The sequence below is a fragment of the Bacillus sp. CECT 9360 genome, assembly GCF_918741275.1.
Lineage (GTDB): Bacteria > Bacillota > Bacilli > Bacillales > DSM-1321 > Peribacillus.
Genome location: NZ_CAKKNA010000010.1, coordinates 74,186 through 89,176, shown reverse-complemented (window position 1 = coordinate 89,176; position 14,991 = coordinate 74,186). Strand labels below are relative to the sequence as shown.

The following is a 14,991-nucleotide window of genomic DNA, read 5'->3' as shown; positions in this document are numbered from 1 at the left end:
TAGGGACCTTACCTTAAAGAAACAATTAAGGCATTTGCATCTGCAGTCAATTTCTTTTTAGCTTTTTCTGAGATGTATTCCTGTGAACCTTTGCTGTTTACATGTTTAAGAAAAACATTCAACGTCTTGATTGCGTTGTCATTTTGCCCTTTTTCTTCAAACTGTTTGGCCAGCTTTAATTCTATATCCAGCAGAGTTTTTACTTTGCCTTTCACATCTCCGGATTTTGCAAACTCATCCAACGCTGTCTTCATTTTATCAAAGTCTCCGGCAACATCCTTCCCGAGGAATTCTACTTCCGCCAATGAAGTGCTCGAATGGCCGCCGTTTTCAGTGATCTCCAGCTGATAGTAAGCGAATTTACCAGGCTGATTGATCGTAAAGGCCCGCGTATATAGACGCCATGGGAAAACTTCATTTTTTCTTTCATCTATTATGGTCCAGTTCTTTCCATCATTCGAACCTTTTACGACCCAGCTTTTTGGATCAGCAGCCTGTGAATTAGATTCACCAGTAAGGCTTACTCCAGAAGTCAGGGTGTACATACTGGCTTTATGCTTTCCTGCCTTGAATTGATATTGAACGGAAGGCTTTTCTCCGTTTAACGTCACTCTCGTTGAAGAGGTATTGTCGAATAACGGATCTGCACTTCCTCCTCCCGCATCTGTCCCAATTCCTTGCTCAGGACCTGTAAAGTCTTTAAGCGGTTTTGGTGATAAAGAAGATCCATCCGTCGAGCCTGGTGTAATCGACTCTGGAACATCTTTTTCCCCGCTTCCCCACTTGGAAGGCTTAGGGCCCATTTCGAAATCGAGTCGAGCGCCGTTTGCCAAATCTGCATGCATAAGATAGTTTTTGTTATGTTTTTTACCGTTTAATTTGAAGCTTTGAATATATTTATTTTTGTTACTATTCTTTGGAGCTTTGATTACGATTTTCTTTCCATTTTCCAAGTTAATCGTCGCTTTCTTGAACAGTGGTGCTCCGATTGCGTATTCTGGACTGCCCATTTTCAGTGGATAGAAACCAAGTGCACTAAAGATTTGCCATGCGGACATCTCCCCGTTGTCTTCATCGCCAGCATATCCCTGGCCGATTTCACTTCCAATGTATAGACGGTCTAGCGCTTCACGAACTTTCTCCTGTGTTTTCCATGGCTCACCTGTATAATTGTACATATACGGAATGTGATGAGATGGTTGATTACTGTGCCCATACATCCCCATTCTCACATCTCTTGCTTCTCTCATTTCATGAATAACTCCGCCATAATGGCCAGCGAACAATGCCGTTTCAGGAGTGCTGAAGAATTCATCCAGCTTCTCGCTCAATTGTGCTTTTCCGCCATAAAGATTAGCTAGGCCTTGTCCATCCTGAGGAGCATGGAAAGCCATATTCCAGGCATTCGTTTCGGTATAATCCCCGCCCCATTCACGCTCATCGAATTCTTCTGCAGTTGAACGCCATTCGCCGGACGCTTTTCTTCCCATGAAAAACTTCGCTTCTGGATTATACATATTCACATAGTTCTGAGCACGGTTTAAATAATAGTCTGCATCGGCCTTATAGTTAGGAAGATACGTGTCGTTTTTGTCTGCTTGTTTGTCCATCGCTTTTGCTAGATTGGCGATGGCATAATCATTGATATATCCATCCATAGCCCATGACATGCCCTCACCAGTTGACGTATTCGTATAGCCGTCAAAGACGGAGGTTGCCATTCCTTTTCGACCTGTTCCTGCATTCGGGCTAACAACAGCCGCGTTCTTAACAGCCGATTGGTAAAAGCTTTTTACATCAAAATTCTTAACTCCTTTAAGATAGGCATCCGCAAATGCTACATCAGAGCTCGTTCCTACCATTAAGTTCGCATAGCCCGGCGATGACCATCTTGAGATCCATCCGCCGTCCCTGTATTGCTGGACAAATCCATCAATCATTTCCCCGGCTTTCGTAGGGGTTAACAGGGAATAGGCCGGCCACGTGGTCCGGTACGTATCCCAGAAACCATTGTTCACATACGTTTTCCCTTCTACGATTTTAGCTCCCGTTTCTGTTGGCGTGTTCGATCCGGTTGCGGGAGAAAACGGGCTTGCATATTTATAGCTTGGATTCTCGGTTGTTCCTACATTTTCATATCCTGAGTTTGGATATAAAAATAAGCGATACATATTGGAGTATAAAGTGACTAACTGATCTTCACTCGCACCTTCGACTTCAATGATTTTCAGTTTATCTTCCCATTTCTGTTGAGCTTTTTCTTTAATCGTATCGAAGGTGTCTGAAGCCTTGATTTCTTGCTCGAGATTTTTCTTGGCTTGTTCGACAGAAAGCAACGATGTGGCAATCTTCATCGTGACTGCCTTATTTGCTTTTGTATCAAACCGGACATAGCCAGTTACATTATCTCTGCCTTCACCTGTCAGTTTTCCGCCTTCTATGATCGGCTGATCGAATGTAGCATAAACGAACATCCGTGAAGCTCCGGTAGAAAGGCCGCTTTTCACATCTGAATAGCCAGTAACCTCTCCTTTTTCGGCATTAACCGTAAGGCCGCCACTATTATTGACGTTGTCAAAAATCAGGTTGGAGCCTCCGTCACCATCAAACGTAAAACGGTGCATGGCCGCATGATCGGTCGGAGTCATTTCCGTCCGAACGCCGTTTTCAAATTTCACACTGTAATAATGAGGCTTTGCGATTTCATTGGAATGTTTAAACGCTAAGGCCCGGGCGGTTCTATTTGCAGTTGGCCGTGTCTCGGTTGAAACGGATGGCATCACTTGGAACGTCTGGCGATCACCCATCCACGGGCTTGGCTCATGGCTTGCTGAGAAAGCCTGAATTTGAGGGAGATTGTCGGCATTATTATTTTGATTATAGCTGTAAAGCCAGCTCGTTGAACCTGCAGTTGTGGCAGGTGTCCAGAAGTTGAAACCGTGGGGAATGGCTACAGCAGGGAAATTGTTCCCTCTTGAGAAAGTACTGTTTGACTGAGTTCCGCGCAGAATATTCACATAATCCGTAAGCTCAGAGTACTTTTTCTTTTCTGGGTCTGGGTTTCCTTCGATTTTAATATCATCCACTGTCCCTTTAAATGCTGTCGGGCCTTTAGGATTGTCATAAGCGACGAGAATGCGTTTAATTGTCTTGCCGGCAGCTACATCGCCGATATTAGACTGTTTATAATTCCATTGATTGGCATACAACGTTTTTGATTTTCCCTGATCCTGTGGATTAAGTTTGATATTATGCTGATCTATTGCATCAAGATCATGAAGGTACGTTCCATCAGCAAACGCCAGATCAACGGAGGCATAGGTGCTGGAATAATCGTTTTGTTCACTATCTGTGAATTCCGGATGGATATAATAAGAAAGTTCTGTATCGCGGGTAACCTTTATATTTACATCAAATACTTTATTATAGGAATAGGCTCTTTGATCTGTTAAATGAGTTCCTAAATAGGTGAATGCCTTCGTGCCTGTCCACCCTACTTTTGCCTTAGCAGTATACGAACTTGATGGACCTTCACTCATTTCCGACTTCATGTCTGCTGGAGGCGGCGGCGGTACGTCAATACCGTTGGAGATGGCGATTTCGGCGAGCTGCGTAATCGAATCACCCGCGTTTTTTGTAATATCAAAGCGGTAATAGGCGTACTTATCCTTATTCTCAAATTCATAAAGATTTCGTTGAAAGCGTTTACTAAAATCTTCATTGGTTCTCGTATCCAGGGTTGTCCAAGTCTTGCCATCATTGGATCCTGAAAACTTCCAATCTTTAAGATCTCTCCCATCAGCGTCGTTAGCTGATGTTAAGGCATATTTCACGACGGCTTCAGGTTCAGAAAGCTTAAGTTCGATCCATGCTGTCGGTTCAAAAGCAAGCCATTTTGTATTCACATCTCGGTCCGTCAATTTCTGGTCCGTCTCATTCGGCGGGTTGTTGGCGCTTGCAGTCACTTGCTGTACCTTATTCGTAATATCGCCTTGAATACCCTCATACTTAAGGTTTCCATCGATATTTGCGGACATTTTCTTTCCTTTTTCATCGGTTTCTACTGTGTTTTCCCAGCTTGGCTGCTGATCATCCTTTTCAAAAGAAGTAAAGAAATCGGTTTGCGTCTTGGTCTCGGATTTGGCTGAAACTGTTTGGGCACTCGGAATAGATAAGATTCCTGCCATTAGAGCTGAACAAACCAATACATTGAATCCTTTTCTAACGGTTCTTTTCGTCAATTGATGCGCACCTCCAAATAAGATTGATTAGCTAATAGAGAAAACTTACTACACCTCCCTCCCCATTTCAACATGCTTATTTAAAGATCAAGCTGTCCCATAAGTGCCTGGCTCTCTCCAATGAACTGCCATGCACTTATGTTTGGGGATAGCTTCATCCTAAATACCTATCAACCTTTCACTGATCCCGCCAGCAAGCCCCGTACAAAATACTTCCCTAAGAAAATATAGACTAACAGGGTAGGCAGGGCGGCGAGCAGGGCACCGGCCATTTGGACGTTCCATTGGACAATCTGGCTTCCGGATAAATTCTGGAGCGCGACCATGATTGGCTGCTGGCTCGAAGTCGTGATCGTCACGGCAAACAAGAACTCATTCCAGATGTTAGTAAACTGCCAGATCGCGACCACGACAAATCCCGTGATCGATAGCGGCATGATGATATAACGAAAGATTCGAAGAAACCCGGCACCGTCAATCATCGCCGATTCTATCATTTCATCCGGAATACTCGCATAGAAGTTTCGGAACATAAGCGTCGTAATCGGGATGCCATAAACGACATGGACAAACACGAGTCCAGGAATGGTGTTGTACAATCCAATTTCCCTTAAGAATTGAATCATGGGAATCAATATGCTTTGGTAAGGAATAAACATCCCAAATAAAATCAAAGTAAAAACGGTATTGGCTCCTTTAAACTTCCACTTCGATAACACATAGCCATTTAAGGATCCTAAAAGGGCCGATATAATCGTCGCAGGTATTACGAGATAAAAAGAATTCATCAGGTTTGGGGCAAGTTTGGAAAAGGCCGTGGCATAACTGCTGAAATCAAGCGTCGACGGAAGCTTCCACATTTCACTTAAGGTGACTTCTTCCAAGGGTTTTAAACTGGTGACAATCATGACATAGACGGGCATCAGAAATAAAAGGCTCAGCCCAATTAATAGCAGGTATAGCAAAGGTTTGCTCATGGTTCTTATCGCCATTACGATTCCCCCTTTCGGCTTGAGATCAGGTAGGGAACGATGAAGATCGCTACCGAGACAAGCATGATGATGGCGATGGCTGCACCATTCGCGTAATAGTTGCCGCGGAAGGTCGTTTCAAACATGTAAACACCGGGAACATCGGTTACAAAGTTTGCTCCCGATCCGGTCATTGCGTAAATGAGATCAAAGATTTTCAGGGAAATATGAGCCATAATGATGATGACACTGACCGTAATGGGTCGCATCAACGGCAGAATAATTTTACGGTAAATTTGAAATTCTGTAGCCCCGTCGATTCTTGCGGCTTCCCTGACCTCATCGGGGATGCCCCTAAGTCCCGCCAAATACATGGCGACCGAGAACCCTGTCATCTGCCACACTGCCGCAATCACTACAGCGATAATGGCGACCGGGATGCCGAATTCAATTTTCCCCCATTGAAATCCCGCCAGGATAGTCGTGTCGGTATACCACTTCGAATCAAGCCCTATTTTACCCAAAAAGAGATTAACCCCTGTAGACGGATTCAATAGCCATTGCCAGACAACTCCGGTTACGACGAATGATAATGCCATCGGAAAAAAGAAAATATTCCGGAAGATCGATTCCCCTTTTAGTTTTTGATCCAGCAACACGGCCAGAAATTGGCCAATGATAATGATTGACCCGATAAATAACACCGTAAAGACAAGAGTGTTGCGCAAATCAGCCTGAAAACGAAAGTCATTAAATAAGAATAGATAGTTTTTCAGTCCTGCAAATGAAAAATCCGGAACAAGCGAGTTCCAATTGCTTAGTGATACATAACCCGTCCAGCTGATAAATCCATAGACAAAGACCGCTATCAATAGAATAGAAGGTGTTATAAATGCAATGGCAAGAATCTGATCTTTCGTTAATTTTCTTTTCTTTTTCCGGGGTATGTGAATGGACGTTCCTGCGGTTTGGGTTTCTTTGACGATGGGCTGTTCCATCCCTCTCGCCTCCTTTACTTATGTAAAGGCTCTGTTAAATTCCATTGTTGATTTTCAAATGGTCATGGAATCTACTCGCTTTCCGCGGACGAACTGGCAAGCCTCCTCACTCGTACCTCGCTGCGGGGTCTTGCCAGCCCGTTTTTCCGCAGGAGTCTCGCAGATTCCCTTCCCAAAAACAACATTATCGTTTAACAGAGCCTATGTAAAAAGAAAAGAGGAAGCGAAAAATCTCAACCTCTTTTCGGTATCATTATTTCAGTTCAGAAGAAGCTGATGACAGGGTTTCAACAAACCCCTTCACATCTTTCTGTGTCACAAAAATGTTCACTGCCTGATTCACTTTCGTTAAATAGCCTTCAGGCGCCGCTGAACCATGAGCCAAGCTCGCTGCCAATTTTGCTGTTTTAAAGTCTTCAATCGTATCTTTTCCGTACTGGTCATATTTAGAAACGTCTGCATCTGTGCGGGCAGGAATTGAACCTTTTAACGGGTTAAAGGCATCCTGGCCTTCTACTGACCCTAATACAGCCAGGAACTTTTTCACATCATCCGCATTTTTGACACCTTTCGGAAGGCCAAACGTGTCCGTTACAACCATAAATTGTCCTTCTGTTTCAGGTGTAGCAATATATCCAAAGTCTTCATTTACTTTCAGCTTCAAATCATTCACAAAGTACCCTTTTGCCCAGTCACCCATAACATTCATCGCAGCTTCTCCCTTTGCGACCATTTGAGAAGCATCCTGCCAGTTCCGGGAACTATGGTCTTCGTTGATGTAAGAAAGCATTTTCTTAAATGTTTCTACCGCCTCGACTACCTTCGGATCATCGAGTGCAAGTTCGCCATTCCAGAGCTTGGTATATTCGTCAGCCCCCAGTTTCCCTAACAAGACGGTTTCAAAAAGGTGAGTCGCAGTCCAAGGCTCTTTATCACCGAGCGCAAGTGGCGTAACGCCCTTTGCTTTTAACTTGTCAGCCACTTCAAAGAACTCATCAAAAGTAGTCGGTGCTTTCAATCCATTTTCTTCGAATACCTTTTTGTTGTACCAAAGAACGTTTCCGCGATGGATATTAACCGGAACAGAATAAATCTTTCCGTCCTTGCTTACCATATCGATTAAATCTTTTGGAAACTTATCGTTGAATCCTTCTTTTTCGTATAAATCATCAATCGGCTCCATTTTGTCGGCTTTTACCCAGCCTTCATTCAATTCAGCGCCCCCATGGATTTGGAAGGTTGCCGGAGGATCATTTCCTTGCATCCGGCTTGCCAGAACTGCTTTCGCGTTGGTTCCCGCTCCACCAGCGACTGCTGCATTTTCAATCGGAACATCGGGATATTTCTCTTCAAAAAGCTCAATTAATGCTTTTAAGCCATCTTCTTCACCGGCCCCTGTCCACCAGCTAAATATTTCGAGTTTTTCTGAATCCTTTTTATCCCCACTGTCTCCTGTACTGCTTGATGAGCTACAGGCAGAAAGAACTAAGGAAAATACTAATAAAATAGATAACCATATGCTTTTTTTCAAACTTTCGTCCCCCTTATATATAATCGAAAGCGTTTTCATTACTAATTATAAAAATTATTTCAGCATAAAAGAGATGAAATTTTCTGTACTTTCTTATGAATTTCTGTACTATTTTAGTTTCTGCCAATAATAAGTCAGCCGCCAAATTTCTGCTTTTTAAATTGTTTCGGAGAGATTTTGTAATGCTTTTTAAACACCCTGCTGAAATAGTTAGGATCTTTGTAGCCGATCATATAGCTTATTTCTTTTAAATTATATTTATTTTCATATAATAATTGCCTTGCTTTCGATAATCGGGCCTCAGTCAGATAATCGATAAAGGTCGTCTGTTCCGTTTCTCTAAAAAGCTTAGTAAAGTATGTAGGGCTAAGGCCCACATACTCGGCTACATGTTCCAGGGTGATTGGCTGCCGGTAATGCAGATCGATATATTTCTTCGCTTTATCAATTGGATTATTGGTATGGAAATATTCCAACACCTTCAAACATAGATTTTGGATGAATTCCTTCCATTCGTTTTTCATCTCCGGAAAGGAGAGATGTTGAATGGGAATACCTTCCCGAACCAATCTTTCTCTTATGCTTATATACAACTCCGTTTGTTCCACCCTATTTAACAACTGTACAGTAATCGGCCAAGCCGAAGCGAAGTTCCCCTGAAATAGATGAACAAATAATTCTTCAAATTCTTCTACTAACATCTCCTTCTTTACGAAAGGCAGACTGTATAAGATTCGGTTATCATGTTTCAACTCACGGAGAGTTTGGACCGCTTCCAGATATGATTTCGGAAGCTGCCGGGCGCTCGTGTGAGGATTGCCGATACCAATTCGAATATTCGTCGGGAAACTTGTTACTAACATCTTCGCCAGGACGAGCGCTTCAAGCTTCGGCTGCTCTTTTGAACAAATAAATAAGCTTACATGCTGATTTCCGTAGTGGGCAGTAATATGTGGAAATGGGGAATGCTGATTGAGCAATTGCTTCAGTCGATTATCTTCCCTGCTCGCTACTTCAGCTACGAAGAAAAAGCCGCTTTTCATCTCCGGATAAAGCTGCCTTTGCTGTCTCAACAGTTCGTCACTCACATCGTATTGGAGAATCTTAAACAAAAAATTTTCTTGAGCGAGATTCATAGACTCTATTTGTTTGTGAGACGTGGCTTGCTCGTCTTTGATTTCCTGGCAAACCCGCAAGACCGCTTCCATCGTTTCCGCTTTTTTCCCCGGCTTCAGGATGTATTCTTTTACGCCTTCTTTCATTGCCTCTTTCGCAAATTCAAATTCGTCATACGCTGAGACAATAATGAATTTGATATTCAGCTGTTTTTGGCGAATGTGTCGGATCGCTTCTAATCCATTGACTCCCGGCATTTTAATGTCCATTAACATAAAATCCGGCTGAAGCTGCTCTGCTAATTCGATCGCTTCCCTTCCATTCGAAGCCTCTCCTGCCACAGTAATCTCACTGAAATTCTCTTCTAGAAATTTTCTCATTGCTTTTCGTTCGAGTAGTTCATCATCAGCGATCACCACGTTCATAAGAATCCCCCTTTATCGGCAATATCAGTTTGATCGATGTTCCTTGCCCAGGCTCTGAACAAATCTCAATGACATGTTCGGACTGATAAAACAACTGCAAACGCCGAATGACATTTTTCAAACCGAGACCTGTAGAATGCCCAACGTGAGGCTGTTCCTCCTCGTCGTTTGACAATGTTGTTAAAGAGTTGATTTGTTCCTGGGGCATCCCTGTACCGTTGTCCCTAATCTCGACAATCGTGTTAGGCCCCTCTTGATAAATGTGGAGAGAAATTTCTCCACCTTCTACCTTTCCTTCCACCCCATGGATGAAGGAGTTCTCGACCAATGGTTGTAGGGTAAGGCTTGGGATTTCGATATCCAAACACTCTTCCTCTACATATTTATGAAAGGTAATCCGATCTCCAAACCGGGTTTGTTGAATATAGAAATAGTCCGTGACGACACTTACTTCTTCCCTTAATAGAACGCACTTTTTATTATCTCCTAAACTGTAACGTAATAAAGTCGAGACTGAATCTATTAAACGGGATGTATCCCTGGCGTTTTCGAGATACGCCATTCTTGAAACCGTATTCAACGTATTAAATAGAAAGTGAGGATTAATCTGATTTTGCAGATGCTTTAATTCCAACTCTTTAAACAGGCGATCAAGCTCTGATTTCTCTTCCATTTCAATGATATGCTGGCGGATATTATCACGCATCGTATTAAACGTATCACCAAGCAGCTTTAATTCATCATTGGATTCAATCTGTAAAGCTTTTCCGTCAAACTTGCCGGATGAGATTTCGTTGGCCGCTTGAGAAAGACTTTGAATCGGGTGGTTAATCCCCCTTGAAAACCATAAAGCAAAAGAAACCGCAAGCAGTACGGTTGTATTAAATAGAAACAGCGTGAACCATTTAAACGAATCATTTCTTTGATCCATTCCGGCATAAAAAGATTGATAGTCTGTCAACTCTAAATCAATAAGAGCAAGTGTAGTCTCTTGCAAATAGGAAGATGTCGTTCGTGCTTCCCTCAGATGTTTCGTATATTGATCAATGTCATCTCCAATGACAAATCCAACCGTAATCTCACATTCTTGCACAAAGTTTTTGATCGTATTGATATATTTCTGAAGTTGAACCGGATCCAGACTATTTTCATTCGTTTGCAGCGCTACGATATTTTCCTCCAATTGATGACGGACATGATGAAAATCCTGAATCGCGGTTTGATTTTTTTCCACCACATATTCATTGGTATTTTCATAAAGCTGATTGGCGTTTTGCGAAATTTGATTCATGAGCAGAAAGCGTTCAAAACTTGCGTCATACTCCGATAAAAAAGACCGGCTGCTGAAATAAATTGAGACAGACACGACATTAAACAACACAACAAAGACAAAAAAATAAACAAGCAGCTTATTTCGGATCGTTCTCATTCTACTCCCCCTTCTAAGGAAGCTTTTTGAATGTTATCCCGATGAATAACCATTGTTTGTGTATACTGCAGCGTTTCTGACTTTTCACCTTTTTTTATCCGAATAAGTGCCTCTACTGACTGAAATCCCATTTCATAAGGAAATTGAGCAATCGTCGCATCTATGTAACCGCTTTCTAAAAGCATCAGCGTTTGAGGCAAAATATCAAAGCCAATAATATAAGGTTTCGGTTTTAGTTGAAACTGATTAACCACCTGTGCAATTCCTGATCCATCGAGAGCACTTGTCCCGTAAAAAGCCGTTAAATGAGGATGCTCTCTCAAAAGATCGTATGCAGCTTGGAGTGCCCCGCTCTTGGTGATATTAGAAACTTTGATGTCCACCAGTTCAATGCGATTCTCCTGTTCGATTGCGTCTCTGAACCCATTAATGCGCAGCTGTTGGTTCAAAGCGTCCAATCTGCCGGTGACAATTCCCACATATTGTTTCCCTTGCGTGTCATTGATCAAAGCGTTGCCCGCCATCACACCCGCTTGATAATTGTCTGAACCGACATATGCTCTCCTCTCACTATCAGCCACATCCGAATCCACCGTCACAACTGAAATCCCCCGCTCAAAGGCTTTGTTCGCAAGTTGCTTAAAATCTGGATTCACAACCCCTTGAACAATCATCCCATCCACTTTCCCAACAATGGATTGATCCATAAACTTTAATTGCTCATTGTTTTCAGCCTGCTTAGGGCCAAGGTATTCCAAATAAACATTGTACTTCTTCGCTGCATCCCGAGCTCCTTTTTCAATGAGCCGCCAGTATTCATTATCGATTTCTTCAGAAATTAACACGAAATGGTAATCAGGCGGTGGTGTAGAATTCACCTGTTCCTCAACCTGGAATGTTACTTTCCCGTAATAGAGCATGAAGAAAAGATTCACCGCAAATAAGAGCAATAAAAGAAAATAAAATGAACGTTTAATCGTCATGTTATCACCCATACATAGATACTTCCCATTTTCTTAATATTATGAAATCATTATACCTTACTTGTATTCAAGATAAAATGGTATTAAGAGATAGGTCCGTTTTATTGCTATAACATTTGAGCTTTTTTGCATAAATAAATTTATAGATACAATCGGGGGAAGAAGTAGGATTGGGGTATTCGAGGCTTATCTTTCGACTTGGATACAGTGGTAAATAGATAGTAAATACTGAATCAAAAAAGAAAGTGCTGCCCCATTACATTGTGGAGGAGGGAGGGTTCCCTAAACAAAAAAAGAACTCGAATAACGAGCACTCTTCCTAAGAGCGTCCGTTATTCGAGTTATCGTTCAAAATTTAAAGACTTTAGATTTTAATGTCAACCTCAGCATTTTTCTTAAGCTCTGCTACTAGTTGAACGAGCTTTTCTTGTTGCTTTTGTTGCACAAGTTGTTCCTTGATTTGAGGTTTGACCTCTTCAAGCTTTGGAAGTTCTTGACCACCAGCACTTTCTTGCTGTGCCGATTGCTCATAATACGCTTGAATTTCTTTATCTGTAATTTCCCCTACAGGTATTTCTTTCTCAACATACTTCGTGTATTGAATATTTTCAGCAGTTTGGATTTTTAATGTTTCCATATCTAAACCAGCTTGTTTCAGAGCGGCTTCAAATTTCTTATCATCTTTAAATTGTTCTTTCGTTTTGGCTAGTTGTTTTTCAACTTCCCCTTCCGATGCTTGATACCCTTTTTTATCAGCCTCTTGAAGAATCAGGGATTGTCCCACTAAGTTATTGATCGCTTGTTCTTTCACTTGCTTTGCTGCTTCTTTGGAAGTGGGATCTTGTCCCATTTGTTGCATCTGCATTTGTAAGGAAGACAAAGCCATATTATAGTCACGGCCCAAAAGCTCCTTATCGTTGACGATAGCAACAGTTTCCTTGTCCTCTACTTTTTGCTTATCTAGCTTCTTCTGCATTTCTTCCATCTGTTTCTCTTGATCTTTCTGCTCGGTTTGAGCTGACTTTGTTTGATCCTTATCATTGGTTTGTTCACCTGCATCATTCGAACCACAAGCTGTTAAAACGACAGCAATTATTCCTGAAATAAAGGGGTACATGAGTTTCTTCATAATCAATCTCCTTTCGTAACCTAGAATTAAAATCGTTCATTAAAAAATCTTCTAGTTAGCATTGTATAAGACATGGACGTAAAAAGAAAATATTTAGGGCTCAATAACAAGTGAAAAGTCGAAGTACACCGATGTTTTCCAAGGGCGATAGCTATATATTATTTCTCAACCATCCTAAAGAAAGATAAAGAAAACTCGCCGATTGGCAAGCCTAAAAGGCGAAGTCAGAGGCGTAGTTGCCCTTATGCACATAAGAAAGTTTATACTTTCTTATGTGCTAAAAAAGAGGCAGCTCGTAAAAATCGTTACTCAACGACCTTTAGAGACAGCCCCTAATTATTTTGGGTTATTAAAAGTTTTTACTTTTATGGGCATACATCGATAAAATTAATATTCAAGCAGACACTCTTTTATAATTCTTCACCATTCGAAGAAATGACTTTCTGGAACCATGCAAAACTCTTCTTCTTATATCGTTTCAAATCTTTTAAATCTGTTTCGTCACGGTTGACAAAAACAAAACCATATCGTTTTTTCATTTCACCTTGTGAGCTTAAAATATCTGTTGATCCCCATGTCAGATAACCGAAAATTTCCACTCCTTCTTCCATGGCCAACTTCATTTGTTCAATGTGTTGTTTTAAGTAGTCAATACGATAATCATCATCAACTGTATTGTTTTCATTTAATTCTTCCCTTACGCCAATTCCATTTTCCGTTATGAAAATAGGCTTTTCATAACGTGCATATATATCTTTTAATGCAACTCTCAAACCGATTGGATCGATGGTCCATCCCCATTCGTTAGCTTCTAAATATTGGTTTGGGGTTAGCCCCGAAATAATAGATTGTCCATCTTCAGGTTCATGCTTTACAGTTTGGCTTTGATAGTAACTTATGCTCAAATAGTCTACTGTATGTTCTTTTAATAACTCAGCATCACCTTCTTCAAAAACTGGCATAATCCCTTTCTTTTGTAGCTGGCTAGTAACGTATGTCGGATATTCACCATGTGAAAACACATCAAAATAGAGATCGTTCAATAATTCTTTTGCTTTCATATTTGCCAGGACATCCTCGGGTTTGCAAGTCGCTGGATATGTAGTAATATAGGTCACCATACCCGCCATTTTCCCGTCCGGCACTAACTCATGAAGCGCCTTAACAGCTTTAGCATGAGCAATAAAGGCATTATGACACACTTGATATCTCAAAGCCTCTTGATCTATTTCTGGTAAGGTTACTCCCCACAATTCAGTATGGGTTAAAACTAAGTTTTGCTCATTAAACGTAAGCCAATATTTTACCTTTTTCCCATATCGTTCGAATACTGTTCTTACATATTTATCGAATAAATCCACCACTTTTCTAGAAGCGAAACCATTATATTTTTCAGCTAATGCTAATGGTACATCGAAATGATAGAGAGTAATGACTGGTTGAATACCGTTAGCTAATAATTCATCGAATAGATCATCATAGAACTTTAGTCCTTCTTCGTTGGCGGCACCTTCACCATCTGGAAAAATTCTTGACCAGGAAATACTTGTACGGTAAGTATTTAATCCCAACTCTTTAAACAAAGCGATATCCTCTTTATAACGATGGTAAAAATCAATTGCTACGGTCCAATCTGAAAAACCTTCCGGCACTGGGCGTGCATCTACGATAGAAGGGCCTTTTCCTCCCTCATTCCACGCCCCTTCAGTTTGAAATGATGTTACAGCACCTCCCCATAAAAAACCATCAGGAATAACATTTAATTTTTTGTTTTCCATAGCGTTTTCTCCTCCTGAAACATTATAGTTTGTAAACCTAATAGCGTTATATTATTTACTTAACACTTTCCCTATTTTTTCATACATGTCGATAAATTCTTCGGAAAGATCTTTTATACTCATGGCATTCATCAAATGGTCTTGTGCGTGAACCATTAAAAGTGATATTTCGACTTTTTCACCTCGCACTTCACCCTGTATCAACTCAGTTTGTATATGATGTGCCGAGGTTAGTTCGTCTCCAGCTAGTTTTAGATTGTTACGCGCCCCTTCAAAATCATTTACTTTAGCAAGACTAATAGCTTCCATTGCAAAACTTCTGCCGTTTCCACTATGAAGGATTAATTTAAAAATCTGCTCTTCAGAAATCACGTTTTCACCCCCTGCTGT

Annotated in this window: 10 protein-coding genes; all 10 read right to left on the bottom strand. The window is 41.3% G+C overall.

All coding sequences use genetic code 11. The annotated features are described in order from the left end of the window. Positions 1-8: 8 nt before the first annotated feature. The 10 genes from LQ216_RS13580 to LQ216_RS13535 all read right to left on the bottom strand — a co-directional run bounded on the left by LQ216_RS13580 (position 9) and on the right by LQ216_RS13535 (position 14,973). A complete protein-coding gene (locus LQ216_RS13580) occupies positions 9-4,241 on the bottom strand; it encodes a GH92 family glycosyl hydrolase (protein ID WP_230130019.1) in 4,233 nt (1,410 codons plus the stop codon). Between the two features lie 170 nt (positions 4,242-4,411). Further along, positions 4,412-5,233, bottom strand: coding sequence for a carbohydrate ABC transporter permease (locus LQ216_RS13575; RefSeq protein ID WP_230130018.1), 822 nt, complete (start codon positions 5,231-5,233; stop codon positions 4,412-4,414). Beyond that, a complete protein-coding gene (locus LQ216_RS13570) occupies positions 5,233-6,210 on the bottom strand; it encodes a sugar ABC transporter permease (RefSeq protein ID WP_230130017.1) in 978 nt (325 codons plus the stop codon). Before LQ216_RS13570 ends, LQ216_RS13575 begins: the two co-directional genes overlap by 1 nt. A 253-nt stretch (positions 6,211-6,463) precedes the next feature. Beyond that, complete coding sequence (locus tag LQ216_RS13565) at positions 6,464-7,741, bottom strand: ABC transporter substrate-binding protein (RefSeq protein ID WP_230130016.1); 1,278 nt, start codon at positions 7,739-7,741, stop codon at positions 6,464-6,466. 134 nt (positions 7,742-7,875) lie between these two features. Continuing rightward, positions 7,876-9,282 carry a response regulator gene (locus LQ216_RS13560; RefSeq protein WP_230130015.1) on the bottom strand — a complete coding sequence of 469 codons (1,407 nt, stop codon included), beginning with the start codon at positions 9,280-9,282 and terminating at the stop codon, positions 7,876-7,878. Continuing rightward, positions 9,263-10,711, bottom strand: coding sequence for a sensor histidine kinase (locus tag LQ216_RS13555; RefSeq protein WP_230130014.1), 1,449 nt, complete (start codon positions 10,709-10,711; stop codon positions 9,263-9,265). Before LQ216_RS13555 ends, LQ216_RS13560 begins: the two co-directional genes overlap by 20 nt. Then, entirely contained in the window at positions 10,708-11,706 is a 999-nt protein-coding gene (locus LQ216_RS13550; RefSeq protein WP_230130013.1) for a sugar-binding protein, read from the bottom strand. Before LQ216_RS13550 ends, LQ216_RS13555 begins: the two co-directional genes overlap by 4 nt. Positions 11,707-12,058: 352 nt before the next feature. Further along, positions 12,059-12,823 (bottom strand): SurA N-terminal domain-containing protein, encoded by a 765-nt coding sequence (locus LQ216_RS13545; RefSeq protein WP_230130012.1) that lies wholly within the window; start codon positions 12,821-12,823, stop codon positions 12,059-12,061. Between the two features lie 410 nt (positions 12,824-13,233). Next, positions 13,234-14,601: a glycoside hydrolase family 1 protein gene (locus LQ216_RS13540; protein ID WP_230130011.1), complete on the bottom strand. Its 1,368-nt coding sequence runs from the start codon at positions 14,599-14,601 to the stop codon at positions 13,234-13,236. Positions 14,602-14,652: 51 nt separating this feature from the next. Then, positions 14,653-14,973, bottom strand: a complete 321-nt coding sequence (locus LQ216_RS13535; protein WP_290369270.1) for a PTS lactose/cellobiose transporter subunit IIA — start codon at positions 14,971-14,973, stop codon at positions 14,653-14,655. Positions 14,974-14,991: the final 18 nt, after the last annotated feature.